20 protein-coding genes are annotated in these 25,433 nt (G+C 68.3%); 11 read left to right on the forward strand and 9 right to left on the reverse strand.

Features of this window, described 5'->3' with window-relative positions; translation table 11 throughout:
* The first annotated feature begins 185 nt into the window (after nt 1-185).
* Nucleotides 186-884 (forward strand): pirin family protein, encoded by a 699-nt coding sequence (locus tag HLH28_RS03290; RefSeq protein ID WP_182954430.1) that lies wholly within the window; start codon nt 186-188, stop codon nt 882-884.
* A 335-nt stretch (nt 885-1,219) separates the two neighbouring features.
* On the opposite strand, the gene HLH28_RS03295 is transcribed toward HLH28_RS03290, so the two are convergent.
* Complete coding sequence (locus HLH28_RS03295) at nt 1,220-2,428, reverse strand: MFS transporter (protein ID WP_182954431.1); 1,209 nt, start codon at nt 2,426-2,428, stop codon at nt 1,220-1,222.
* 18 nt (nt 2,429-2,446) lie between these two features.
* Complete coding sequence (locus HLH28_RS03300; protein WP_182954432.1) at nt 2,447-3,577, reverse strand: alkene reductase; 1,131 nt, start codon at nt 3,575-3,577, stop codon at nt 2,447-2,449.
* Nucleotides 3,578-3,676: 99 nt separating this feature from the next.
* On the opposite strand from HLH28_RS03300, the gene HLH28_RS03305 reads away from it, so the two are divergent.
* Nucleotides 3,677-4,609: a LysR family transcriptional regulator gene (locus tag HLH28_RS03305; protein WP_182954433.1), complete on the forward strand. Its 933-nt coding sequence runs from the start codon at nt 3,677-3,679 to the stop codon at nt 4,607-4,609.
* Between the two features lie 103 nt (nt 4,610-4,712).
* Here HLH28_RS03305 and chrA read toward each other — a convergent pair whose 3' ends face one another.
* Both chrA and HLH28_RS03315 read right to left on the reverse strand, forming a co-directional pair.
* Complete coding sequence (chrA, locus tag HLH28_RS03310; RefSeq protein ID WP_182954435.1) at nt 4,713-5,942, reverse strand: chromate efflux transporter; 1,230 nt, start codon at nt 5,940-5,942, stop codon at nt 4,713-4,715.
* Nucleotides 5,943-5,984: 42 nt separating this feature from the next.
* A complete protein-coding gene (locus HLH28_RS03315) occupies nt 5,985-7,436 on the reverse strand; it encodes a multicopper oxidase family protein (RefSeq protein WP_182954437.1) in 1,452 nt (483 codons plus the stop codon).
* Between the two features lie 14 nt (nt 7,437-7,450).
* Here HLH28_RS03315 and HLH28_RS03320 point away from each other — a divergent pair, with 14 nt between their 5' ends.
* The 5 genes from HLH28_RS03320 to HLH28_RS03340 all read left to right on the forward strand — a co-directional run bounded on the left by HLH28_RS03320 (nt 7,451) and on the right by HLH28_RS03340 (nt 10,774).
* Entirely contained in the window at nt 7,451-7,792 is a 342-nt protein-coding gene (locus HLH28_RS03320; protein WP_182954439.1) for a hypothetical protein, read from the forward strand.
* Between the two features lie 143 nt (nt 7,793-7,935).
* Nucleotides 7,936-8,631 carry a VIT1/CCC1 transporter family protein gene (locus HLH28_RS03325; protein WP_182954441.1) on the forward strand — a complete coding sequence of 232 codons (696 nt, stop codon included), beginning with the start codon at nt 7,936-7,938 and terminating at the stop codon, nt 8,629-8,631.
* 75 nt (nt 8,632-8,706) lie between these two features.
* Nucleotides 8,707-9,060, forward strand: coding sequence for an ArsR/SmtB family transcription factor (locus HLH28_RS03330; RefSeq protein WP_182954444.1), 354 nt, complete (start codon nt 8,707-8,709; stop codon nt 9,058-9,060).
* On the forward strand, nt 9,057-9,479 hold the full coding sequence (gene arsC, locus HLH28_RS03335) for an arsenate reductase (glutaredoxin) (protein ID WP_182954447.1): 423 nt from the start codon (nt 9,057-9,059) through the stop codon (nt 9,477-9,479). Before HLH28_RS03330 ends, arsC begins: the two co-directional genes overlap by 4 nt.
* On the forward strand, nt 9,479-10,774 hold the full coding sequence (locus HLH28_RS03340; protein ID WP_275943704.1) for an arsenic transporter: 1,296 nt from the start codon (nt 9,479-9,481) through the stop codon (nt 10,772-10,774). Before arsC ends, HLH28_RS03340 begins: the two co-directional genes overlap by 1 nt.
* 200 nt (nt 10,775-10,974) lie before the next feature.
* Here HLH28_RS03340 and HLH28_RS03345 read toward each other — a convergent pair whose 3' ends face one another.
* Nucleotides 10,975-12,234, reverse strand: coding sequence for an ATP-binding protein (locus HLH28_RS03345; protein ID WP_182954449.1), 1,260 nt, complete (start codon nt 12,232-12,234; stop codon nt 10,975-10,977).
* Nucleotides 12,231-13,538: a sigma-54-dependent transcriptional regulator gene (locus tag HLH28_RS03350; protein WP_182954451.1), complete on the reverse strand. Its 1,308-nt coding sequence runs from the start codon at nt 13,536-13,538 to the stop codon at nt 12,231-12,233. Before HLH28_RS03350 ends, HLH28_RS03345 begins: the two co-directional genes overlap by 4 nt.
* A 132-nt stretch (nt 13,539-13,670) precedes the next feature.
* Here HLH28_RS03350 and HLH28_RS03355 point away from each other — a divergent pair, with 132 nt between their 5' ends.
* The 4 genes from HLH28_RS03355 to HLH28_RS03370 are packed head-to-tail and all read left to right on the forward strand — an operon-like array spanning nt 13,671 to nt 19,829.
* Nucleotides 13,671-15,035 carry an efflux RND transporter periplasmic adaptor subunit gene (locus HLH28_RS03355; protein WP_246395632.1) on the forward strand — a complete coding sequence of 455 codons (1,365 nt, stop codon included), beginning with the start codon at nt 13,671-13,673 and terminating at the stop codon, nt 15,033-15,035.
* Nucleotides 15,036-15,072: 37 nt separating this feature from the next.
* Nucleotides 15,073-15,756, forward strand: a complete 684-nt coding sequence (locus tag HLH28_RS03360; protein ID WP_182954454.1) for an ABC transporter ATP-binding protein — start codon at nt 15,073-15,075, stop codon at nt 15,754-15,756.
* Between the two features lie 13 nt (nt 15,757-15,769).
* Complete coding sequence (locus tag HLH28_RS03365; protein WP_246395633.1) at nt 15,770-18,283, forward strand: ABC transporter permease; 2,514 nt, start codon at nt 15,770-15,772, stop codon at nt 18,281-18,283.
* Complete coding sequence (locus HLH28_RS03370; protein WP_182954456.1) at nt 18,276-19,829, forward strand: TolC family outer membrane protein; 1,554 nt, start codon at nt 18,276-18,278, stop codon at nt 19,827-19,829. Before HLH28_RS03365 ends, HLH28_RS03370 begins: the two co-directional genes overlap by 8 nt.
* A gap of 24 nt (nt 19,830-19,853) precedes the next feature.
* On the opposite strand, the gene HLH28_RS03375 is transcribed toward HLH28_RS03370, so the two are convergent.
* The 3 genes from HLH28_RS03375 to HLH28_RS03385 all read right to left on the reverse strand — a co-directional run bounded on the left by HLH28_RS03375 (nt 19,854) and on the right by HLH28_RS03385 (nt 25,311).
* On the reverse strand, nt 19,854-21,200 hold the full coding sequence (locus HLH28_RS03375; RefSeq protein WP_182954458.1) for an MFS transporter: 1,347 nt from the start codon (nt 21,198-21,200) through the stop codon (nt 19,854-19,856).
* Nucleotides 21,201-21,267: 67 nt separating this feature from the next.
* Nucleotides 21,268-22,857, reverse strand: a complete 1,590-nt coding sequence (locus HLH28_RS03380) for a gamma-glutamyltransferase family protein (protein WP_182954459.1) — start codon at nt 22,855-22,857, stop codon at nt 21,268-21,270.
* Between the two features lie 120 nt (nt 22,858-22,977).
* Nucleotides 22,978-25,311, reverse strand: coding sequence for a TonB-dependent receptor (locus HLH28_RS03385; RefSeq protein ID WP_246395634.1), 2,334 nt, complete (start codon nt 25,309-25,311; stop codon nt 22,978-22,980).
* Between the last annotated feature and the right edge of the window lie 122 nt (nt 25,312-25,433).

Consider the following 25,433-nt stretch of genomic DNA (forward strand, 5'->3'; position numbering starts at 1 on the left):
CCGACAGCCGCGTGCGCCTTCGGGCCGCGCGGTTTTTTTGTGCCTGCGGCCCGCCGCCGGCGTCCGGGCGCCCGGCCAGATACAATTATTGGAACCAATAGGTTTCCTTCATTTCCATTTAATCCCGAATGGCGAAGGCGTATCTCTGGTTTTGCAAAAGGCCAATGCAGGCCGGGAGGTATCAGATGATAGACGTCAGATCATTCGCAAGCCTGGGCGGGGCCGATCATGGCTGGCTGAAGGCGAAACATCATTTCTCGTTCGCGGGATATCACGACCCCGAGCGCGTGCATTGGGGCGACCTGCGGGTATGGAACGACGACACCATCGCGCCGGGCACCGGTTTTCCCGCCCATCCGCATCGCGACATGGAAATCATCACCTATGTCCGCAAGGGCGCGATCACCCACCAGGACAATCTGGGCAACAAGGGCCGTACCGAGGCGGGCGACGTGCAGGTGATGTCCGCCGGCACCGGCATCACGCACAGCGAGTACAACCTGGAGCCAGGCGAGACCCAGATTTTCCAGATCTGGATCATCCCGACCACACAGGGCAAGGCGCCAGGCTGGGGTGCGCGTCCGTTCCCGAAGCAGAACCGGGCCGGCCATTTCGTCACCCTGGCATCGGGCCATGACGACGATGCCGATGCGCTGCCGATCCGCGCCGATGCCCGCGTCCTGGGCGCGACGCTGAAGGCCGGGCAGGTTGCGGAATATGCGCTCGGCACCGGACGCCGGGCCTACCTGGTGCCCTCGACCGGCGCTGTCGAGATCGAAGGCGTGCGGGTGAACACCCGTGACGGCGCCGCGATTTCGGAAACGGAAACGCTGCGGGTCAAGGCGCTGGAAGATTCCGAGATCGTCCTGGTGGACGCCGCCTGATCCGCTCGACCGGACCATCGCCCGCAGACGCCGTGCCAGGGGCACCGGGCACGCGGGCGATGGCCTGTCGACCGTCCCTCAGGCCATCGATGCGCCTGGCTTTCGACCGTATGCGGCAATCCTCCACCCTGCCGCGCGGCGTTCGCGTTCGTGGCAGGCCAGGACATCCTCCGGCGGCGGCAATCGGCCCCGCATCAGTCCCGATATCCCGAAACCGAAGATGGCCCGGACGAAGGGCATCGGCTCCGCCAGCATGGCCCCGAGAAATTGCGGCCGGAACTGCTGCCGGCCGAGACGAGCCCCCAGCGGGCCGCCGACGATCGCCACCCGCGCGGTCAGCCGCCGCGCCTGAGACTCGCGAGCTGGAGGACCACGGCGACCGCCGCCACCCCGCCGCCCAGCAGGGAAACCGCGGTCCATCCCGCCATGGTCCACGCCGCGGTCCCCGCGGCCGAGCCCACGGCCCCGCCCAGGAACATGGCCCCCATGAAGATGGTATTGAGCCGCGCCCGGGCCTCCGGCCGAAGGGCGTAGATCACATGCTGGTTCGACACCAGCGCGCTCTGCACGGCGAAGTCCAGCACGATGACGCCCGCCACCAGACCGGCGATCGAGGTCCACACCCCGAACACGACCCACGACAGCAGCGTCAGGACCGCGCCCAGCGCAATGACACGATGGGGGCCGTACCGGTCCGCCACCCGTCCCGCGACGGGTGCCGCAAGGATGCCGACCGCGCCCACGATACCGAAGAGGCCGGCGATATCCGCCCCCAGGCCGAAGCGCGGTTCCTGCAACCGGAAGGCCAGGATCGTCCAGAAGATCGTGAAGGCCGCAAACAGCAGCGCCTGCGTGACGGCCGCCAGGCGCAACGCGCCGAATTCACGCCAGATATGGACCAGCGAACGCATCAGCGCGCCATAGCCCAGCCCCGTCTGCGGATGGCTGCGCGGCAGGCTGGCCGCCATGAGGGCCCCCGCCCCGAGCGCCATCGGCGTGCCCAGCCAGAACATCTCGCGCCAGCCGAAATGGGTCGCGACGAAGCCGGCCAGCGTCCGGCTGAGCAGGATTCCGCCAAGGACGCCCGACATGACCGTGCCGACGGTGGCCCCGCGACGTTCGGGCGCCGCAAGATGCGCCGCGAACGGCACGATCTGCTGGGCAACCGTCGCCGAGACGCCGAGCAGCAGCGACGCGAGAATGAGCAGGCCGGCGTTCGGCGCCAGCGCCGCGGCAACCAGGGCCATCGCAAGGATGGTGAACTGGACGATGATCAGACGCCTGCGCTCGATCAGGTCGCCCAGCGGCACGAGCAGGAACAGGCCGACCGCGTAGCCGAACTGCGTGGCCGTCGGGATCATGCCCGCCACGTCGCCCGGAAACGCGCGCTCGATCACGCCGAGCATCGGCTGGTTGTAGTAGATGTTCGCGACCGCAATCCCTGCCGCGACCGACATCGCAAGGGTCGTCCCCAGGCCGAGCGTGCCGGTCGCGGGCGGATGGATCACGGGCGGATTCGGGGTGGTTGTTGCATGCGCCGACATGGCAGGTCTCCCGACGCTTCAGGCCGTGGTGGTCAGAAAGGGATAGTCGGTATATCCACGGGCATCGCCGCCGTAGAAACTCGCCCGATCGTAACGGTTCATGGGGTTCCCGTTCCGCAATCTCCGCGGAAGGTCGGGGTTGGCGATGAAGAGCCGTCCGAACGCGATCGCGTCGGCGCGCGACGCCGCCAATGCGTGCCGGGCGGTATCGCCGACATACCCGCCGGCCGAAATGACCCGGCCGCCGAATGCCCGTTTCAGCAGCGCCCCGGCATCCGGCGCGTCCGCGTCGATGGCATTGACGTCGCTCTGCTGGTCCGCGCGGGGCTCGACGACATGGAGGTAGGCCAGCGCGCGCCGCGCGAGTTCGCCGCCGACATGGGCATGGAGGCCGGCCGGATCGCGATCGGCCATTCCGTTGTAGCGGCCCCATGGCGACAGGCGCACCCCGATCCGATCGGCGGACCAGGCATCCACGGCGGCGTCCACGACGTCGAGCAGGAAGCGTGCCCGGTTGGCGATCGAACCGCCATGACGATCGGTGCGCAGGTTGCTGCTGTCCTGCAGGAACTGGTCGATCAGGTAGCCATTGGCGGCGTGGATCTCGACCCCGTCGAACCCCGCGTCGCGCGCATTGCGCACGGCCCGGGCGAAGGTCGCGACAATGGCAGGAATCTCCTCGGATTCCAGCGCGCGGGGAAGCACGAGCGCCGCATCGCCGCCATGGACGTCCAGGTGGCGCAGACCCGGCGGCAGGATGGCCGAGGGCGCGACGGGCGTCGCCCCGGCCGGTTGCATCGACGGGTGGGAGATCCGGCCCGTATGCCAGATCTGCAGGACGATGAGGCCGCCCCTGCCATGCACGGCATCGGTGATATGGCGCCAGCCATCGATCTGGTCGTCGCTGTAGATGCCGGGAACCCCCGGATAGCCCCGCGCCTGCGCGCTGATATCCGTGGCCTCGGTGATGATCAGGCCGCCGCGGCTGGCACGCTGCCGGTAATAGAGCTCATTGATCGCCTGCGGGACATCGCCCGGCTGGCCGGAGCGCATGCGGGTCAGCGGCGCCATGACGACACGGTGGGCAAGCGACAGCGCGCCGAGGCGAACCGGAGCAAAAAGCGGATCGGAGTCTGGATGATCATTCATGATCGGTGTCCCATCAATTCGGGACCCGACATCTAGGTGAATATCATATCGTGATGTAGTTATACGAACATATATGCCGCCATAACGATCGGGGATATAATGGAACTGGAGAGGCTCGCCGTCCTCGTCGAGGCCGCCCGAGCGGGCAGCCTCGCTGCCGCCGCCCGCCGGCTGGGCATCTCTCCGATGGTCGCCACGCGCCGCCTTGCCGCGCTGGAGGACGATCTCGGGGTCCGCCTCATGCATCGCACGACCCGGTCGATCGCCCTGACGCCGGAGGGCGAGGCATTCCTGCCCCATGCGCAGGCGCTGCTCGAGGACGCAGCCATCGCGCGGGCCAGCGTCAGGCCCGTCGGTGACGGTGTCTCCGGCGTGCTGCGGATCACGGCCTCCTTTCCCTTCGGGCGCAAGGTCCTCGGGCCGCTCATCGCGGACCTCATGCGCGCGAACCCGGACCTGCGGGTCGATCTTCTCCTGACCGACAGCATCGTCGATATCGTCGCGCAGGGAATCGACGTCGCGGTACGGATCGCGGCACTTCAGGAAAACGGCCTGATCGCCAGACGTGTCGGCGACAGCCCGCGCGGCCTCTTCGCCGCCCCCTCCTATCTCGCGGAACAGGGGGTGCCGCGCACGGTCGCCGACCTCGCGCGCCACCAGTGCCTGCTCATCACCGGCGCATCGCACTGGGATTTCTCACGCCCGGGCAGCACGCGCGTGAAGGCGGCGGGCCGTTTCACCGCCAGTTCGGTGGATGCCCTGCACCAGGCGTGCCTCAGCGGCCTTGGCATCGCCAATCTCTCGGAATGGTACGTCCACGACGACCTGCGTCGGGGCCTCCTTGTCCCGGTCGAACTCACCGACGGAGGACCGGAGCCACTGTCGGTCTGGGCCGTCTATCCGACCACACGCCTGGTCGCGCCCAAGGTCCGCGCCTTTGTCGCCGCGCTTGCCGCCCGCCTGCAGGAAGACCAGGCGCAGGCACGGATGCAATTTCGGCCCGCCCGTCCCCACCCCGGAACGGGAACCTGATGTCGTCAACAGGAGATTCCAGAGTGTATGACCAGGCCCGACTGGGAGGTCGGGCGTCGCGCCGGAGAGATGACGGTCCGACGCGGGGCACTTGCCGGACATCTCAGTATGCCGTCTGCCCCAGAACGATTCCGCCCAGCGCACTGATGCCGACCACGGCCAGCGGGGGCGCCCGCCAGATTGTCAGCAGCACGAAGCCGACGAGCACGATTCCGAAATCCCCCGCCGACTTGACCGAACCCGTCCAGACCGGCGTGTAGAGCGCGGCCCCCAGCAAGCCAACGACCGCCGCGTTGACGCCAAGCATGATCGCCTGGGCGATGGGCCGGCTGCGGAATGCATCCCAGAAAGGAACCGCACCGATCAGGATCAGGACACCAGGCAGAAAGATGCCCAGCAGCCCCAGGACAGCACCGGGCACACCATGGGGCGATTGCTTGACGATGGCCCCGAGATAGGCCGCGAACGTGAAGAGCGGCCCCGGAACCGCCTGTGCCGCGCCATAACCGGCGAGAAAGGAATCGTCGCTCACCCAACCCGGGGTCACGAAGGCCTCGCGCAGCAACGGCAGCACCACATGGCCACCGCCGAACACGAGCGCCCCCGCCCGGTAGAACGCGTCGAACAGGGCAATGCCCTCTGGCGCGCCATGGCGAGCGAGGATGGGAAGGCCGACGAGCAATGCCAGAAAAAGTGCAAGCGCGATCGTCCCTGCGCGGCGCGACACGGGCACTTTGACCTGTCCACCATCCGACGCCCGTATCGTGCGACAAAGCCACAGGCCCGAAACGCCCCCCACGGCAATGGCTCCGACCTGGGCAAGCGGTGAGGGGGAAAACAGCATGATGAGCGCGGTCATGACCGCGATTGAAGCCCGCGGCCGGTCGGGGCACAGCGTTCGTGCCATGCCCCATACCGCTTGTGCTACGATCGCGACGGCGACAAGTCTCAATCCATGCAGAAGGCCGACACCACTCTGGCCGCCGAGCGCGCTCGCGCTATAGGCAAAGAGAACGAGCGCGACGGCCGAGGGCAGAGTGAACCCGGTCCACGCGGCGAGGCCACCGAGATAGCCAGCCCGCATGAGGCCAATGGAAAATCCCACCTGGCTGCTCGCCGGCCCGGGCAGAAACTGGCACAGCCCGACGAGATCCGCATAGGCATGCTCGTCGAGCCATTGTCGCCGGACGACGAATTCGTCGCGAAAATACCCGATATGCGCGATCGGCCCACCGAAGCAGGTGACACCCAGCCTGAGGAAGATGAGGAGGACTTCGCGTGGCGAGCCTGTCCGCTGCCCTTCCGGTTCCATGCCACGCGGCACAATGGTCATCGGGTCGAGCCCTTTATCTTCCGGATAGATGCAAGACGGCCGTCATGCGTAGTCGAAGAGTGCCATGAACCCGAAATCCATGTGCAGTTGCTGATGACAATGAGAGAGCGTCGGTCCCGGATTGTCGGCGACGAAATCGCATTCGAGTTCCTGAAATCCCCCCAGCATCACGACGTCCTTGATCACCCCGCCAGTTGATTTGCCGCCGATCCGGGTCAATTCGAAACTGTGCCGGTGCAGGTGCAGCGGGTGGATGTCATCGCTGGCATTGCGGATCTTGAGCCGGTAGCGCCGTCCCTCATGCAGCGTATAGCGCGGCCGCATCGTCTCCATCGAGAAGGCTTTTCCATTGAGGGTCCATTCGTTGAAGCCATCGCGGGCGGCGTTGTGCTTGACGATCGTCATCTCGATCGTCTCATCGGGCGCCCTGGCGGCACGCGGCTTGCCGAACCGCACGTAATCCCAGCGCGCGGGTCCGGGCCTGGCCCAGAGCGGCATGCCGCCTTGCCCCGCATACGCGACGACGACACCCATCCCGCGCCGGCGGTCGTCGTCGGCCAGGTCCCCCATGATCCAGATGCCCGGGTGATCCATCCTGACGAAGGCCGAGACACGCTCTGCCGTGCCCAGCCACAGCACCGGAACCTCGGCCTGCGTCGGTACCGGATTGCCATCGAGGGCCACGACCCTGAAAACATGCCCGGGCAGGGCAAGACTGCGGATTTCGCCGGCGCTGCCGTTCAGGACGTGGAACAGGACGCGCTCGCCTTGCCTCACGCGGATGGGTTCGCCATGACCCAGCATCTTTCCGTTGATCCCGAACGATTCATAACCGACCTCGAATCCCCTGGCCTTCTCCCTGGCCGCCGCGTCGGCGGCCTTGCCCATCTGCACCAGTTCGGCGACCGGAGCGCCGGCCAGCACATCCATCGCCATGTCGCCGCCACGGCTGAAGGACGGTTCGAACTCCTTCAATACCAGGAATATCTCGCGATCATAGGCGCCGGGATTATCCTTTGGCTCGATATGGAGCGGCCCGACCTGACCGGTATATGTGCCGCGATTGAGATCGCCGCCCGCCGCGACATGCGTATGATAGAAGCGAAAGCCCGACGGCTTCGGCCAGAAGGCGATCCGGCGCATGCCGTGCGGCGGTATCGCGGGCGTGCCTTCCTCCGCCGCGCCATCGACGTCGCTGGGGATCATCTGCCCGTGCCAGTGCACCAGTTCCGGCGTGTCGGTATCGTTGAAGATATCGACGACGACCCGCCTGCCTTCCGTGAGGCGCAGCAGGGGGCCGGGAAACCGGCCATTATAGAGCGTGGTTGAGATGATGCGATCGGGCGCAAGCTCAACAAGGCCCGTGGCGATCCGCAGCGTGTGGTCGGCCTTCTCGCCGGGGGCGGAACCAGCGCCCGAGGCCCAGCCCGGGACCGTGGCCATCAGCGTCGCGGACCCGGCCAGCGTGAGGAGGGAGCGGCGATCCAGCGCCATGATGCTGCCCGATCATGAAGACACAGACTGGTCTCCAAACGCTTGTATCCTTTGGCGGGTTTCAGGGGGAAGGCGCACATCCACCCCGTCCGGACGACATCACGCCACGGGCGATCCCGACGAAAGATCCGGCCGAGACCGAGAGGCTGAAGAAAGCTGCCCGAAAGTCCGGATTCAAAAAGAAACGCGCCATCGCGGCCCTCTCCCGACCATCCCCACGTCTCTCCGAAGACGAACCGGAGAGAATCGTCGGCGTATCATGGCGCGCGGCATCCGCGACGCCCGATGGTGATTCAGCCATGCCCGTTCCCCGCGAAACGCCAGGCGCGACGGCCCACGATATCATGTTTTCCTGACAAGAACCTGAACGGAATAAAATGATCCTGAATTTAAATAATATTGAAAACAACTCGCAATATCAGAATAAAATACATGTTGTCGCGTGGCGCCGCGCGCCCTAATCCTGGAGGTATATTCCCCAAGGGCAACAGGCCATCCTATGTCGCGTCTCCATCCTCTGGCCGAACGCCATGCCGTCGAGAAACTGGGATGGCTGCGTGCGGCTGTCCTGGGTGCCAATGACGGGACTTTGTCCACCGGCAGCCTCATTGTCGGGGTTGCCAGCTCCCATGCGACACGCGGCAGCATTCTCGTCGCAGGCCTGTCCGCGCTTGTGGCCGGAGCCCTGTCGATGGCGGCCGGCGAATATGTTTCGGTCAGTTCCCAGGCGGATTCAGAGCAGGCCGATCTCGCCCGCGAAAAAGGGGAACTGGCCACCGACTGGGCTGGCGAGGTCACCGAATTGACCGGAATCTACCAGAAGAGAGGGCTGGATGAAGACCTCGCGCACCAGGTTGCGACCGCACTCATGAAGCATGATGCCCTGGGGGCGCATGCCAGGGATGAACTGGGACTATCCGATGCAACCGCGGCGAAACCCCTTCAGGCGGCATTCGCCTCAGCCACGGCCTTTTCCTCGGGGGCTGTGCTGCCCGTTCTGGCGGCTGTCCTGACCCCCGAGGCCTGGGTCTCGTGGGGCGTGTCCCTGACGTCCGTCGTGGTTCTCGCCGTCCTGGGCCTTGTCGGCGCAATCGCCGGTGGCGCATCGCCCCTGCGCCCCGCGCTGCGCGTAACGTTCTGGGGGATCGTGGCCATGGTTGTCACGGGTGGGATTGGTCGTCTGTTTGGTGTGTAACGCGGTATCCGGTATCGGATGAGGGCCGTTCCAGGCCATCTTGACGGCCCCGAATATATCCATAAATACGGATATATGGAAACGGAGTCCGCCCTGGCCGCCTTGAGTGCCCTGTCCCAGTCCACACGACTGGAAATCTTCCAACTGCTGGTGCGCCATGAACCGGAGGGCCTGCCCGCGGGTGAGGTCGCCCGCCAGCTCGACGCGCCGCAAAACACGATCTCGGTTCATCTCGCGACGCTGACGCGGGCCGGTCTGCTGACATCGACACGTCACAGCCGCCTGATCGTCTATCGCGCGTGCCTTTCCCGGCTGCGGGACCTGATGCTGTTTCTTGTCCGGGATTGCTGCGCGGGAAGTCCCGAACTCTGCGCGCCGCTGGTCACGGAACTGTCTTCCTGCCGCCCTGCATCGGAATGCTGTCCATGACTGTCACGATCTGGCACAATCCCGCCTGCGGAACGTCGCGCAACACGCTGGGCCTGATCCGCAATGCCGGGATCGAGCCGACGATCATCGAATATCTCAGGACGCCGCCGGACCGGAAGACGCTGGTCGACCTGATCGCGCGCATGGGCATTTCCGTTCGTGATCTCCTGCGGCGCAAGGACACGCCCTACGAGGAACTTGGCCTCGATAATCCGACGCTGAGCAACGATGATCTGATTGACGCGATGCTGGCGCATCCGATCCTGATCAACCGGCCGATCGTCGCAACGCCGCTGGGCGGTGCGCTCTGCCGCCCGTCCGAACGGGTTCTCGACATTCTGCCTGCCCCGCAGAAAGCGGCCTTTGCCAAGGAGGATGGCGAGAAGATCGTCGATGCGGCCGGAAAACGGATCGTCTGATGCTGGCTCTTGCCATTTTCGCCGCCACACTGGTCCTCGTCATCTGGCAGCCCGGGGGGCTGGGTATCGGCTGGAGCGCGCTGGCCGGCGCCGCCGCGGCACTCGCGACGGGTGTCATCCACTGGCATGACATTCCCGTCGTCTGGCACATCGTGTGGGACGCGACCTTCACCTTCATCGCCCTGATCGTCATCTCGCTTCTGCTGGACGAGGCCGGGTTCTTCCGTTGGGCGGCCCTGCATGTCGTGCGCTGGGGCAAGGGCCGGGGGCGGACGCTGTTTCCCCTGATCGTCCTGCTGGGTGCCGCGATTTCCGCCATTTTCGCCAATGACGGCGCCGCCCTGCTGCTCACGCCCATCGTCATCGCCATCCTGACGCAACTCCGCCTGAACCATGCAGCCGCCCTGGCTTTCATCATCGCGACCGGTTTCGTTGCGGATACCACCAGTCTTCCTCTGGTGATTTCCAATCTGGTGAACATCGTCAGCGCGAATTTCTTCGGCATCCCGTTCGATCGCTATGCCGCTGTCATGGTTCCGGTCGATCTCGTGGCGCTGGGTGCGACACTCGCCGTTCTGTGGGCCTGCTACCGGCAACGATTGCCGGAGACCTATCCCTTCTCCGAATTGCCGGAACCCGCCACCGCCATTCGTGACCCTCGCGTATTCCGCGCCGCCTTTCCGCTTCTGGCCCTGGTTCTGGCGGCTTATTTCCTGATCGCCCCGCTCCACATCCCGCTCTGTGTCGTGGCCTGTCTCGCGGCGGGCGCGCTGCTGGCCGTCGCCATGCGGGGCGGTGCAATTCCCGTTCGCAAGGTGCTTCACGGTGCGCCGTGGCAGATCGTGATCTTCTCGCTTGGCATGTATCTGGTGGTCTACGGGCTGCGAAATGCCGGACTGACGGATCACATCGCCACGGCTCTGGTCTGGCTGGGCCATCGGGGGCCGTTCACTGCCACTATTGGCACCGGCTTTCTGGCGGCCCTTCTGTCGTCGGTCATGAACAACATGCCCAGTGTGCTGGTCGGCGCGCTGGCCATCCAGCAGGCCCATGACATCACGCCGCTGACGCGCGATCTCATGGTATATGCCAACGTGATCGGCTGCGACCTCGGGCCGAAATTTACCCCGATCGGCAGCCTCGCCACGCTGCTGTGGCTGCATGTCCTGGCGTCCAAAAATCACGAAGTCACGTGGGGACAATACATGAAGGTCGGCCTGGCCATCACGCCTCCCGTGCTGCTGGCCACGCTCGCGGCGCTGGCCTTGTGGCTGCCCCTGATCAGCGCCTCCTGACACGATCAGAAGATCTGCCTGATGCACGTCCGCACCGGAAATGTCCGTCCCGCGCAGGGAGCATCGCGAGCGTATCTGTCTCACGAAGACGGAACCATGCCCACCGGCCGACACACGCCCGCGCAAGCCTGACCGCCGCGCCCTTCCCATCGCGCCCATCCGAACCGGTATCATGTCACGGCCTTGATCGGCGGACATCGTCAGATCCGGATCGCGAAGGACGCCCCCGCGTCGGCCGCGGGCGGTTCCAGGGTCAGGCTGCCGCCATGTTCCTGGACGATCTGCCGCGCCAGGCTCAGCCCGATGCCGGTGCCCCCGTCGCGCAGCGAGAAGAACGGGCGGAAGATCAGGGCCTCCTGCCCCGGGGGAATGCCGGCGCCGCTGTCACACACGCCGATCGTCACCTGGTCGGCATCGGCGCGGGCCGACAGCGCGACCCAGGCGGGGCGGCGGGGGCCGGCCAGCGCGGCCTGCGCGCCGTTGGTCATCAGCGCGATCAGGGCCTGGACCAGCAGGTCCGCATCCAGCCGCGCCACGATGTCGGGCGCCGGCAGCGCCAGGCGCAGCGCCACCTGCCGGTCGTCCCACCGCCCGGCGAACAGCCGCGCCGCGTCGCGCAGCATCGCGCCGACCGGCATCTGGCGGGGGGCGGCCGGCGGCAGGCGCGCCAGATGGCGATAGCCCTGGACGAAGCGGTCCAGCCCCCGGACGCGCCGCAGGATGGTGGCCAGCGCCTGCTCGACCTCCGGCGCCGCGGCCGGCGCGCCGGTGGCCAGCATCTCCTGCGCGCTTTCGGCCAGGGACGAAACCGGGGTCAGCGAATTCATGATCTCGTGGCTCAGCACCTGCAGGATCTCGCGCAGGGCGGTGGCCTCGCCGGCATTCAGCTCCGCCTCGATATCCGTCAGCGCCACCAGCCGCGCGAACGACCCGTGCCCGCTGCCCAGCGCGACCGACAGCGCGTAATGGCGCGCGCCCCCGCTCGACCCGCCGGCGCCGGTCCCGGGCCGGTCCAGGCACACGACGGCACGGCCCCCGGCCTCCAGCCGGCCCAGCGCCGCCATCAGCGCGGGCGGCGGGGCGATAACCCGGTCGTCGGTGCCGAACAGCCGCCGCGCCGCGCGGTTCGACGCCCGCAACGCCCCGTCGGTCATCAGGCCCAGCAGCGGCACGGGCGCGTGGTCCAGCATCGCGCGCAACGCCGCCGCCTGGTCGGGCCGGGGCGGCGGCGCGGCGGCACGCTCGGCGAGGCGCGCCGCCACGCGCTGCTCCAGCCGCGCCAGCCGTGCCAGCACGAACACCGCCGCCACCACGCCGCCGCCCGCCGCCACCAGCGCCACGGCATAGACCCCGCGATGCAGGCATTCCACCGCCAGCCCGGCGCCCAGCCCCACCCCGGCCAGCTGCGCCGCCACGCCCCCCACGCGGCCGGAAACCGGGTACGACCGCCCGCCCGTCACAACCCGTACCGCGCCATGCGGCGATACAGCGCCGGGCGGGTCAGGCCCAGTTCCCGCGCCGCGTGGCTGACATTGAAGCCATGGCGGCGCAGCGCGGCCTCGATCATCGCCTTTTCCGACCCGGCCAGGGTGCGGTCGTGCCCGGCCGGCGCATCGTCCGCCCCGGCCGGCATTCCGGCCGGGGCGAAATCGGCGTCGGTCAGCAGGTCGCCCGTCGCCATCACCGTCGCCCGCTCCAGGACATGGCGCAGCTCGCGCACGTTGTCCGGCCACGGCCGCGCCGCCAGCAGGCCCTCCGCCTCCGGCGCCAGCCACCGTTCCGGCAGGCCGTGGCGGCGGGCGAACAGGCGCAGGAAATGGCGGCACAGCACCGGGATTTCCTCGCCCCGCGCCCGCAGCGGCGCCAGCGCGATCTCGACCGTGCCCAGGCGATACAGCAGGCCCGGCGCCACATGGGCGCGCAGATGCTCCGGCCCGTCGCGCGACGTGGCCAGCAGCCGCGCCCGATGCCCGTCCTCCAGCCATGCCAGCAGCGCACGCTGCGCCGCCGGCGGCCAGGCCCCGATGTCCTCCGCCAGGATCGTGTCCTGCCCGCCCATCCCGTCCAGCCGGGCCGCCAGCGCGCGCGGATCGTCGCCGGCGCCATGGGCATCCAGGACCAGCAGGCAGCCGCCGCGCTGCGCCGACAGACGATGGATGCGGCGCGCCAGCGCGGTCTTGCCGGTCCCGGCCTCGCCCCGCAGCAGGACGCCGGCCTGCGTCGCCGCCACCCGGTCGGCGCGGTCCAGCGCGTCGCGCGTCGCGGCGCATCCCGCAACCATCACGTCGTCCTCGACCAGACCCGCCGCATCGGGCGCGGCCGCGCGCACGGCCATGCGGCGGCGATGGGTGGCCAGCGCATCCTCCAGCGTCGCGACCAGCCGGTCGTTCCGCCACGGCTTCATGACGAAATCGGCCGCCCCCGCCCGCATGGCGGCGACGGCGATCGCGACGCCGCTATGCCCCGTCACCACCACCACCGGCAGGCCCGGATCATGCGCCAGCAACGCGCGCAGGCACTCCAGCCCCTCGGCCCCCGTGGTGGCGCCGCGGGCATAGTTCAGGTCCAGCAGCACGGCGGCGACGGGCATCGCGGCCAGCACCGCCAGCGCCTGCGCCGGGTCGGCGGCGCCCACGACCTCGAACCCCCGCCGGCGCAGCAGCAGCGACGTCGCCTGCCGGATGTCGGAATCGTCGTCGACGAACAGGATGCAGGGGGGCGACGCGGACGGCGCAACAATGGGGCTTGACGGCTGGTCTGGCATGTTCGGATCCGGACAGTGCTGTTCGCCGGCGGACACACGCCGCGACCGCACCTGACAATATCCTTTTTATTCAACGAGATAAAAAGTTCTTCCCAAAGCCTTACACTGTTCGCGAGGCAAGGAAAGACGATTATGCCGCACAGCGCAGCCCCGATGACGGGCAACCCGGTACCCCCCACGGCCGGACGGACGGCGGACCCCGCCGCGGGCCGCCCTGCCGTCCCGACGCCCCCCGGCGCCCGCATGGATCGCCGGATCGCGCCGTCACGCGCCGCGCGGCTGAAACGCCTGGCCGGCCCGGCCGCCGCGATCCTGGCGCTGGCGGCCGGCGTGGCGGCGTGGCGCATGACGCCGTCGTCGGGCACCCTGGCGGTCGAGGCCGACAGCCTGACGGTCGAGGCCGTGCGCACCGCCCCCTTCCTGGATTACCTGCCGGTGCGCGCGACGGTGGCGCCGCTGCATGTCGTGCTGGTCGGCGCGGTGCAGGGCGGCCAGGTCTCCGGCGTGACGGCGCAGGACGGCGCGCTGGTCCGTCCGGGCGACGTGCTGGCCCGCCTGACCAACCCGCAGCTGGAACTGGACGTCACGGCGCGCGAGGCCAACATCGCCAGCCAGCTCGGCGCCCTCAGCGCCCAGCGCCTGACCCTGCAGCAGTCGCAGACCGCCGAGGACGGCCAGATCGCCGAGGCCGGCTACAACGTGCTGAAGGCCGCGCACGAGCTGGAAATCCGGCGGCAACTGCTGGCGCAGGGCTTCGAATCCGACGCCAACATCCGCAGCTTCGCCGACGAAGACGCCTATTACAGCCGCCGCCTGGCCCTGCTGCGGGCGGCACGCCAGCAGGACCGCGCCGTCGCCGAGGCCCAGGCCCGCGACATCGACCGCACCGCCGACCGCCTGCGCGCCAGCCTGGCGGTGGTCGAGGACAGCCTGTCGTCGCTGACCCTACGCGCGCCCGTCGCCGGCCGGCTGACCAATTTCACCCTCCAGCCCGGGCAGTCGCTGAAGGCCGGCGACCCGATCGGCCAGATCGACAGCGAGGGCGCGTGGCGACTGGACGCCGACATCGACGAATTCTACCTGGCGCGGATCGCGGTCGGCCAGCACGGCATCGCCCATGTCGACGGCGTCGACGCGCCCTTCACCGTCGCGCGCGTGCACCCGCAGATCACCGGCGGCCAGTTCCGCGCCGAACTGACCTTCGACCACGCGCCGCCGCCCGGCCTGCGCCGGGGCGAGGGCATCGACTGCCGCCTGACGCTGGGCCGGACCCGCCAGGCCCTGGTCGCGCCCAACGGCGCCTGGCTGGACGGCAGCGGCGGTACCACGATCTTCGTCGTCGCGCCCGACGGCCGCCATGCCGCCCGGCGCGACATCACGACGGGCGGCCGCAACCCCGAACAGGTCGAAATCACCTCCGGCCTGCAGGACGGCGAGCAGGTCGTCACGTCCGCCTACACGCGCTTTCACGATTTCAGCCGGCTGCTCATCCGCTGATCCCCCCACGCCCGCACCCAGCCCCAGGACCGCACAGATGCTGATCCAGCTTTCCGACATCCAGCGCCTCTATCGCTCGGACGAGGTCGAGACGACTGCCCTGCACGATATCCACCTGTCGATCGACCGGGGCGAGTTCGTGGCCATCATGGGGCCCAGCGGCTGCGGCAAATCGACCCTGCTGAACATCCTGGCCACGATCGACCGGCCCAGCGGCGGCGTCTACCGCTTCGGCGACCGCGACCTGGGCCGCCTGCCGGAATCCGAACTGGCGATCTTCCGCCGCACCCACCTGGGCTACATCTTCCAGAGCTTCAACCTGATCGACGAACTGACGATCGAGGAAAATGTCGAGCTGGCACTGATCTATCGCAAGCTGCCCCGTGCCGAACGCCGCATCCGCGTCGCCGCCGCGATGGACCGCGTCGGCATCGGCCACCGCGCGCGCCATTATCCCAGCCAGCTGTCGGGCGGCCAGCAGCAGCGCGCGGCCATCGCCCGCGCCATCGTCGGCGAACCCGACCTGATCCTGGCGGACGAACCCACCGGCAACCTGGATACGGAAAACGGCGCGCAGGTCATGGACATCCTGCAGACGCTGAATGACGAGGGCGCCACCATCGTCATGGTCACCCATTCCCCCAGCCACGCCGACCTGGCGAAGCGCCGCGTCGACATGCTGGACGGACAGATCGTCATTTCCGTCCGCAACGCGATCTGAAGGGGCGCACACGATGCCCAACCCCCGTCTGCCCGAAACGGATCTTCCGAACACCCGTCTTCCGCACAGCCGTCTTCCCAACGCCGGCCTGCTGGCGCACGGCGTGCTGACCTTCTGCCGCATGCTGTCGCGACACCGGCTGTACGCCGCCCTGAACATCGTGGGCCTGGGCCTGGGGATTGCGGTGTTCGTGGTGCTGTCGCTGGTGGTGCGCTTCGAATACGGATTCGACCGCCGGCTGCCGAACGCCGCCCTGATCGACCGGCTGGACGAAATCTGGACCCTGCCCGGCGAGGGCCGGACGCACAGCATGTTCTCGACCTTCGCCGCCTACGACCCGCTGCGCGCCGATTTCCCGCAGATCGCCGCCGCCACGCGGATCGACGACAACCGGTGCGCGGTCGATGACGGCCGCGGCCAGCCTGCGACGATGTCGGTCAGCTTCGTCGACCCGGCCTTCTTCGACGTGTTCGCCCTGCCGATGCGCGACGGCGACGCGCGCGACGCGCTGGCCGCCCCCGACCGCGTCGCGATCAGCGAATCCACCGCGCGCCGCCTGTTCGGCACGGTGGACGCGCGCGGGCGGCAGGTCGGCATCACCAATGACGACCGGCGGACGCTCTATACCGTCTCGGCGGTCTTTCGCGACGTGCCGCCCGACATGACGGTGCGCCCCGACATCCTGGCCGTCTTCCCGCAGGACATGAAGGACCGCACGCTGGCCTTCCGTCACTGGGGGTCCAGTTCGGGCGCGACCTGGCTGCGCTTCCGCGCGGCGGCCGACGCGCGGGCGGTCGACGCCGGCCTGCCCGATTTCGTCCACCGCCGGATGGCCGACCCGGAGGTCAAGCCGGGCTGGTTCAACATGACCCTCTCGCCACTGCTGGACACCCATTTCGGCGACCTGCACAATTTTGGCGGCGAGAGCGGCAGCGACCGCCGCGTCATCGACGCGCTGGGCCTGGTCGGCCTCCTGGCCCTGGTCGCGGCGGTGATCAATTACGTGAACCTCGCCACCGCCCGCGCCGGCCTGCGCGCGCGCGAGGTCGCGTTGCGCAAGGTCCTGGGCGCCACCCGCCCGCAGCTGGTCGCGCAGTTCCTGGCGGAATCGGTCGTCCTGCTGGTCCCGTGCGCGGTGCTGGGCGTCGCCCTGGCCGAACTCGCCCTTCCGTTCGTCAATGCCATGGGCGGCTGGGCGGTCGCCATCGACTATGCGTGGCTGCTGCCGCGCATGGCGCTGGTCGTGCTGCTGGTGGGGGTCGCCGCCGGCCTGTATCCGGCCCTGGTGCTGTCGGGCTACCGCCCGGCCGCCGTGCTGGCGGCGTCGCGCGCGCCCTCGGGCGGACGGATGGGCCAGCGCCTGCGCAACGTGCTGGTGGTGGCGCAGTTCGGCTTCGCCATCGCCTTCGCCATCTGCACCCTGGTCGTCAACGCGCAGGCCGCCTTCCTCCGCACCGCCGATCGCGGCTTCCGCCAGGATCACCTGTTCCTGGTGTCGCTGGAAACGTCGGACCGGATGCAGGGCCGCCAGCAGGCGGTCATGGACGCCATGCGCGCCGTGCCGGGGGTGGATGCGGTCACGCTGTCGGACCGCCAGCCCCGGTCGAACAACCAGAGCAATTCCGATTTCAGGCGCACCGACCGCCCGTCGGTCGACCCGATGCTGACGATCGAGAAGATCGGCCGGAACTATCGCCAGGCCTACGGGGTCACGCTGGTCGCCGGGCGCTGGTTCGACGCGGCGCACGGCCAGGACGTCGCCCCCACCGCGCAGATCGACGACAACAAGCCGACGACGACCAGCATCGTCATCAACGAACGCGCCGTGCAGGCACTTGATTTTCCCGATGCGGCATCGGCCCTGGGCCAGGTCCTGACGGAAAGGCAAGCGCGCTTCGTCATCATCGGCGTCGTGCGCGACGTCCGCTTCATGTCGGCGCGCGCACCCGTCACGCCGCAGCTCTACCTGCGGACCGACGCGGTCATCCCCTTTTCGGTCGTCGCCGTGCGCGCCGACGGCGTGGCCCCGGATGCGATGATGCGCCGCCTGCAGGCCGCCTGGCGCACGATCGCCCCCGACATGCCCTTCGTGGGCGAGGCCGCGGACGGCCGGCTGGCCAATTACTACCGGCCCGACCAGCAGCGCGGCCGGCTGTTCACCCTGGGCGCCGGGGTCGCGATCGTCATCGCCTGCCTGGGCCTGTACGGCCTGTCCTCGTTCAGCGCCGCGCGCCGGGTGCATGAAATCGGCATCCGCAAGACGCTGGGGGCCAGCACGCGCGACGTGCTGGGCCTGCTGGTCGGGCAATTCCTGCGGCCCGTCCTGCTGGCCAACCTGATCGCATGGCCGGTCGCCTGGATGGCGATGCGCGGCTGGCTGGCGGGCTTCGACCAGCGCATCGCGCTGTCGCCGTCGGCCTTCGTCGTCGTCAGCGTGGCGGCGGCCGCGCTCTCGCTGCTGACCATCCTGGGCCAGACCGTCCGCGTCGCCCGCGCCGAACCCGCGAAGGCCCTGCGCCATGAATAAGGCCCACCTGCTGCTGGCGGTCCCCCTGCTGGCCGCCACCGCCGGCCCGCTGCACGCCACCCCGCCGCACGCCGTCCCCGCGCCGCGTCCTTCCACGACGGGCCCCTCCACGGCGGGCCTCCCCTCGCCGGGCGCCCCGCCCCCCGGCGCGGCGCCGACGACGCTGACCCTGCAGCAGGCGCTGGCCCTGGCCTATCGCGGCAACCCGACCCTGCTGGGCCAGCAGGCGACCCAGCGCGCCACGACCGAGGATTCGGCCCAGGCCCGCAGCGGCTGGCGCCCGACCGTCACCGCCAACGTCAACGCCGCCTACCAGCAGGGCCCCTATACCGGCGAATACGCGCTGGGCTCGTTCCAGAGCAACGACGCCGAGGCCTACCTGGCGGTGCGGCAGCCGATCTATACCGGCGGCCAGGTCGCCAACAGGGTGCGCGCCGCCGACGCGCGGTCCCAGGCCGCCCGCCACGCCCTGCGCCTGACCGAGGCCCAGACCTTCCAGGCCGCCATCGGCGCCTACATGGACGTGCTGCGCGACGCCAACGTGCTGGCGGTGCGCCAGGCCGATTTGCAGACCCTGACCCGCCAGGCCGCGCTGACCGGCACGCGCTACACCCTGGGCGGCGACGCCGCGCGGCAGGTGACCCGCACCGACGTCGAGCAGGCCCAGGCCCAGCGCGACGCGGCCGAGGTCGCCTTGGCCGACGCCGAGGCCCAGCTGACCGCCAGCCGCGCCGCCTTCCGCGCCATCGTGGGTGTCGAGGCCGGGGCCGGCGGGGCGACCGCCCTGGTCCAGCCCGACGGCCTGCCCGCCCAGCCCCCCAGCCTGGACGCCGCCCTGGCCCAGGCCGGCCAGGCCAATCCCGCCCTGGCCCGCGACCTGGCGGCCGAGGACGCCGGCGCCGCCGACATCGACACCGCCCGGTCGGCCTGGAACCCGACGATCGGGGTCACCGCGACCCTGGGCGCGATCGGCGCGGCATCGCCCTTCCACGGCTCGGCCTACGACCAGGAGGTCACGGGCATGGTGACGCTGACCCAGCCGATCGAAAGCGGCGGGCTGTACAGCTCGCAGATCCGCCAGGCCCGCGACCGGTACGAGACCGCGCGCCAGGCGGCCGAGGCCTCGCGCCGCACGGCGATCCAGGCCGTGGTGACGGCATGGCAGCAGGTCCAGTCCGGCCTGCGCGCCATCCGCGCCGGCAGCGCCCAGGTGGCGTCGGCAACCACGGCGCTGCGCGGCTACCAGCTGGAATACGGCTACGGCATGCGCAGCACGATCGACGTGCTGATCGCCGACCAGAACCTCCGCGCGGCCGAGATCTCGCTGGCCCAGAGCCGGCACGACACCATCATCGCCGAGGCCGCCCTGCTGGCCGCCACCGGCCGCCTGTCGGCCGCCACCCTGCTGCCGGACGAACGCCACTACGACCCCGACGCCCCCCTCCGCCGCGCCCGCGCCCCCGGCTGGGCCCCCTGGGAAGGCGCCGTCTCCGCCCTGGACCGGGTCGGGCAGCGGAAGACCTGCGCCGCCGCCCCCTGTCCATGAAGACCGGGCCGGCGCACCGCGCTGTCAGGCACGGGTGCGGGCGCCGCCCGGCGCGGCGTCGCCCTGCCGCCGGTCCCGCCACGCGGACGAGGTCAGGCAGGCATAGGCGATCGTGCCCAACGGCAGGGCCCCCGCCATGACATAGCCGGCGACCATGGGGCTTCCGGTCGCGGCGATCAGCCACGTCACCGCCGGCTGCGTCAGGCCGCCCAGGCTGGAGACGGCCAGCGCATAGACGATACCGAAAATGAAGCCGCGGCTTTCATGCGGCAGGGCGGCCAGCATTTCCTGCCACAGCGAGGTCGAGGTCAGTCCCGACAGCAGGAACAGCACCACGTTCAGGCCCGTCAGGGTCCAGAAACCGGGATAGTGGATGCAGATGTAATAAAGCGGCGCGGCAACAAGGGTGTTGACGATCCCGATACCGATCACGACCGGCCGCCACGCCGGCCCGCGCCGGGCGATCATCATCCCCCCCAGCAGCGCCGCGATCCCCACGCCCAGCCCCAGCATCATCGCGGCCATCCCCCTGGCGGGCGAGAGATGCAGCACCGTCACCGCGTAACTGACGCCGAAGGTGCGCAGCCAGTGGGCGATCGTCCCGCTGCCGACCCCCATGAAGATCACCATGACCGTGATCCACAGACGCCGCATGTCCGCGCGATCCCTGCTGGTCCGGACCGCGGGCGCACGCAGGTCGACGTTCAAGTCCGCCACCCCGCGCCGCAACCACATCCCCACGGGAAAGATGCCGATGCCCAGCAGGAACGGTATCCGCCAGCCCCAGTCATACAGCGCCGCATGATCCAGGCTGACCGACAGCGCGAACCCGAACGCCACCGCGAACAGCGACCCCACGAGCTGCGTGAAATACTGCAGCGACCCGAAGATGCCGCCCCACCCCGGCGGCGCGATCCGGTACAGCAGGGCCGTGACGGGACCGACCTCCCCGCCTTCGGAAAATCCCTGCAGGACACGGGCCAGAAGAATAAGAACGGGTCCCAGCGCACCGATCTGTTCGGTGCGCGGCGTGATCGCGATCAGGCCGGACCCCGCGGCCATCATCACGAACGTCGCCGTCAGGGTTCGCTGGTGCCCGTGACGCCGGGTGTACAGACCCATCGCCCACGCGCCGGCCGGCCTGACGAAGAATCCGATCGCGAACGTCACCAGGGAATAGAACAGCCCCATGATCGGGGTTGCCGAATGGTAGAAGCTTCGCGCGATCATCGGGGCGAAGAACGCATAGGCCATGAAATTGTAGAATTCCAGGAAATTGCCGATGCACAGCCCCAGCATGATGCGCGTCCGGCCGGCTTCGGCGCGCATCAGGGGCGCCGCCGGCACGGCATGTTCGACATGTGTCGTCATCGCAGCAATTCCCTGTCTCGTTTCTGTTTCGATACCATACCCCCGGTCCGGGGCGTCGGTACCCCCGTCAGTACCCCATCGCCATGCCGTCCTTGCGATGGTCGGATGCCCCCCACAGCGTTCCGGTGGCCCAGTCCACGCGCACGGCCTGCCCGCCCCCCAGCGGAATCGACGCGGGCACCAGCGTATGGCCCAGCGCGCGCAGCCCGTCGCGCGTCGCGGCCGGGAACGGGCGCTCGATTTCGACCACGTCCCGGCCCGGCAGCGGAAACAGGCGCGGCAGATCCAGTGCCGACTGGATGTCCAGCCCGTGATCGAGGACCGCGGACAGGAAATAGGCATGGCCCATCGCCTGGTAGTGCCCCCCCATGACGCCGAACGACAGTTCGATCCTGCCGTCCTTCATCAGCATCGCCGGAATGATCGTATGCATTGGCCGCTTCGCGGGTCCGATGCAGTTGGGATGGCCCGGCTCGACCACGAAGCTCTGGCCGCGATTGTGGAACAGCACGCCGGAACGCGGCGCGGTCATGCCGCTGCCGAAGGCGTGGAAGATCGAATTGATGAAACTGACGGCGTTGCGATCCTTGTCGACCACGGTGATATAGACCGTGTCCTTGTGTTCCGGCTGCTGCACCGGCGGGGCCGGCATGGCCCGGGCCGGATCGATCGACGCACGCAGGCGTCCCGCCAGCTGTTCCGACAGCATCCAGTCGACCGGCACCTCCGACAGGGCGGGATCGGCCACGACCGCGTCGCGCACCCCATAGCCCAGCCGCGTGGCCTCGGTCAGCAGGTGCAGCCGTTCGACCGACAGCACGTCCTCCCCCACCGGCAGGCCCTCCAGGATGTTGAGGATGATCTGCGCGATGATGCCCTGCCCGTTGGGCGGACATTCGAACAGGTCGTGGCCGCGATAACGGCTCTGCACCGGCGTGACGTACTCGCCGGCCGCCGTCGCGAAATCCTCCATCGTATGCAGCCCGCCCCCGGCCCGCAGCGTCCGGACCATGTCCTCGGCGACCGCGCCGCGATAGAAATGCGCGGGCCCATGGCGGCCTATTCCCTCCAGCGTGTCGGCCAGTTCGGTCTGGACATGGACGTCGCCCGCCCCCGGCGGCACGTCGCCGGGCAGGAAGATGCGTCGGCTGGCGGGATCCGCCATCAGCAGGTCGCGCTGCCGCGCCCAGTCGAACGCCATGCGCGGCGCCACCGCATACCCCTCGCGGGCATAGGTTACCGCCGGCCGCAGCACCTGCTCCAGCGACAGGCGCCCATGGTCGGCCAGCAGCCGGGCCCAGGCCTCGACGGCGCCGGGCACGGTGACGGCATGCGGCGATTGCCGGGGAATCTCCGCAAATCCCCGCTCGCGATACCATTCGACGCTGGCCGCCGCCGGCGTCCGTCCCGATCCGTTATAGGCGATGGGCGTGCCATGGCCGCCCGGGCAATACAGCGCAAAGCAATCGCCACCGATCCCGGTCGAGCCCGGCTCGACCGCGCTGTGAATCGCGCATGCCGCGATCGCCGCGTCCATGGCGTTCCCCCCCTGGCGGAGGATGTCGATCGCCCCCAGTGTCGCCAGCGGATGGGACGTCGCGGCCATGCCGTGGCGCGCCACGACCATGGAACGACCGGGTATCTGGAAATCCCTCATGACAGTCTGCGTACTCCATTGTCGCCGGTCCATGCACCGCCGCGGCCGAAAGGGGCGGGCCACGTCCCTGCCCCGGCGATCGCGCGTGTTCGGATCAACCTGGCCGTTCCCGTTCGACGATCAGTAATTGATCGAAAACCGTCCGCCTACGAAGCGCGGGGGACCGGGAATCCAGAAATAGTTCGTTGAATAATTACCGCTGGTCGATGCGTACTGGCGGTTCAATACGTTGGACGAATAGACCGTAACCGACCACCGGTCATTGGCGGGACGGAACGTCGTATGCAGGCCCAGCAGGAAATAGGACGGCAGGACATAGACGCCGCTGCCGGCAGGCAGCATGTTCTGCGCCCCGCGATACATCCAGTCCACCCCGGCCTCCAGGTCGTAATGGCCAAAAACCGTGTAGCGATAGTCCGCCTCGCCATTCAGGGTCAGCTTGGGGATGCCCATGTCCATGTGCGAGAAGTCGCTGTAGAAATTCGACCATGCGCCGGTCGCCAGGTGGTGCGCATTGACCAGCGTGCGGTTGACGGACTGGAAATCGTCGTACGTACCGCGCTCCCAGCCGAAATTCTGCGTGATATAGACATGCCGCAGCGGATGAATGTCGGCCGAGAACTCGATCCCCCAGATATTCGATTTCGGCACGTTCACATACTGGCTGATGGGGCCTGAGATCGGCGAGACATACGTCCCCACGATCTGCTGGTCGTGGTAGTCATAATAGAACATCGCGCCGTTCAGGCGGAACCGGTTGGGGATGATGTCGCTCTTGAACCCGATCTCCTGCGCCAGAACCGTCTCGGGCTTGAAGGGCTTGAGCTGTGCGGGATCCAGCGTGAGGTTCGCGGTGAAGCCGCCCGGCCGGAACCCTTTCGAGATCTTGTAATAGAACATCAGGTTCGACAGCGGCTGCCACTGCACGCCCAGGTTTCCCGTGAACTGGTTGGACTGGGTGCCGGAATCGGGAAAATTCAGGTCGAACTTGCCCAGCCGAAGCGTCTCCATCCCCAGGATCCGCCGATCGTCGGCTTCATGCTCGATCCCGCCCAGCAGCGTGACATTGCGCGGCAGCTTGTAGGACAGGTTGGCAAACTGGGAAAATGCCTGCTGGTTCTCGCGATAGTGCGAAAACTGATAGGTCTGGATGATCGAATAATCCGTGGCGTCCTGGTTGAAGTTCTGCAGCACCCGCATGCGGTCGTAATACATGCCGACCACCCACTGCAGCGGCGACGATTTTTGCGATTCCAGCCGCAGCTCCTGCGAAAACACGTTGGAAACGATGTTGCGATAGACATCGCCCGTGGCCAGCGCGGTCGCATCCTCGTCGGTATATTCGCCCTCGCGCTGGGTCTCGTACGCGCTGATCGATTTCAGCGTCGCGAAGCCCAGATCACGCGTGAATTTCACGTCCGCCCCCCAGAACGTGTCATGCTCGCTGGGCTTGAGGTCGCCGGGCCGGCCCACCATGCGCATGAAGGCGGGATCGCGGCCCCACTCGGCCTGCCGGTACCCCAGCGTGGGAATGGGCTGGTTGGCCACGAACCCCAGGACGGGACGCCCCGTCACCACTTCGGAATCGTCCTGCGTCCAATGCGCGCTCAGCATCAGGCTGGTGCGGGAATCGGGTGTCCACAGCAGCTTCGCACGCAACGCCCCTTCGTTGGCGTCGCCCAGCGTGGCACCGGTGCGCGGATCGTACTGCCAGCCCCCGCCATGCAGCGTCTGGCCGGCAATGCGAAAGGACAACGTGTCGGAAATCGGCCCCGACGCGAACAGCGTGGTGCGGCTCCGCGCGTAGCTCGCGATGTCCTGCATCACGCCGGCATGCCAGCTGCGCGTGGGGTCGGCCGTGTGCAGATGGATCTCACCGCCGGTATCGGCGATGCCGTGCGTGGTTCCCACGGGGCCGGGGGTCACGTCCACCCCCGCCATGTCGAACATCATGCCGTCCGTCATGGTCGCGAGCGGGAACGCCACGTCATCCACATAGGTCATGACGGAGGAAATATTGTTCTGTGTAAAATCGTTGAAACCCACCCCGCGGATATAGAAATTGTTGGTCGCCGTCCCGTTGACGGCCTGGATGGTCACGTTCGGCGCGACCTTTGCCAGGTCGTTGATGGTGAAGATATTCCGGTTGATCAGGGTCTGCGCGGTGATATGCGTCGTCGCATCGGGCACATGCTGGGCGGCGGCATGGGCGAAGGCAACGCGCTCGGCCCGCACATCGATCGATTCGTCCGTGACGGGCGCCCTTGCCGGCCGCGACGCGGCGCCGGGCCGCGGGCGCGCCGGCTTCTTGGCATGCGACACGCTCTGCACTGCCGGACCGGCCGCATGAACGCGCGCCACGGGGGACAGAACGGTGAACATGCCAAGCACGGACAGGCACGTACGCCAGCCCGTCGCCGGGCGCCGGCAGTCATTCACTGATTGCGGATTCATCAAGTCATCATCCCGGTGTTTGGTTGCAACAGCAGAATAAGGAAGGCGAATCAGGCACGACCGCAAAAACAAACCATGATGCGTGGGAATATATTATTAAAACAACCCCATAGTAACGGAGT

Origin of the sequence: Gluconacetobacter tumulisoli, assembly GCF_014174155.1 — a bacterium.
Lineage (GTDB): Bacteria > Pseudomonadota > Alphaproteobacteria > Acetobacterales > Acetobacteraceae > Gluconacetobacter > Gluconacetobacter tumulisoli.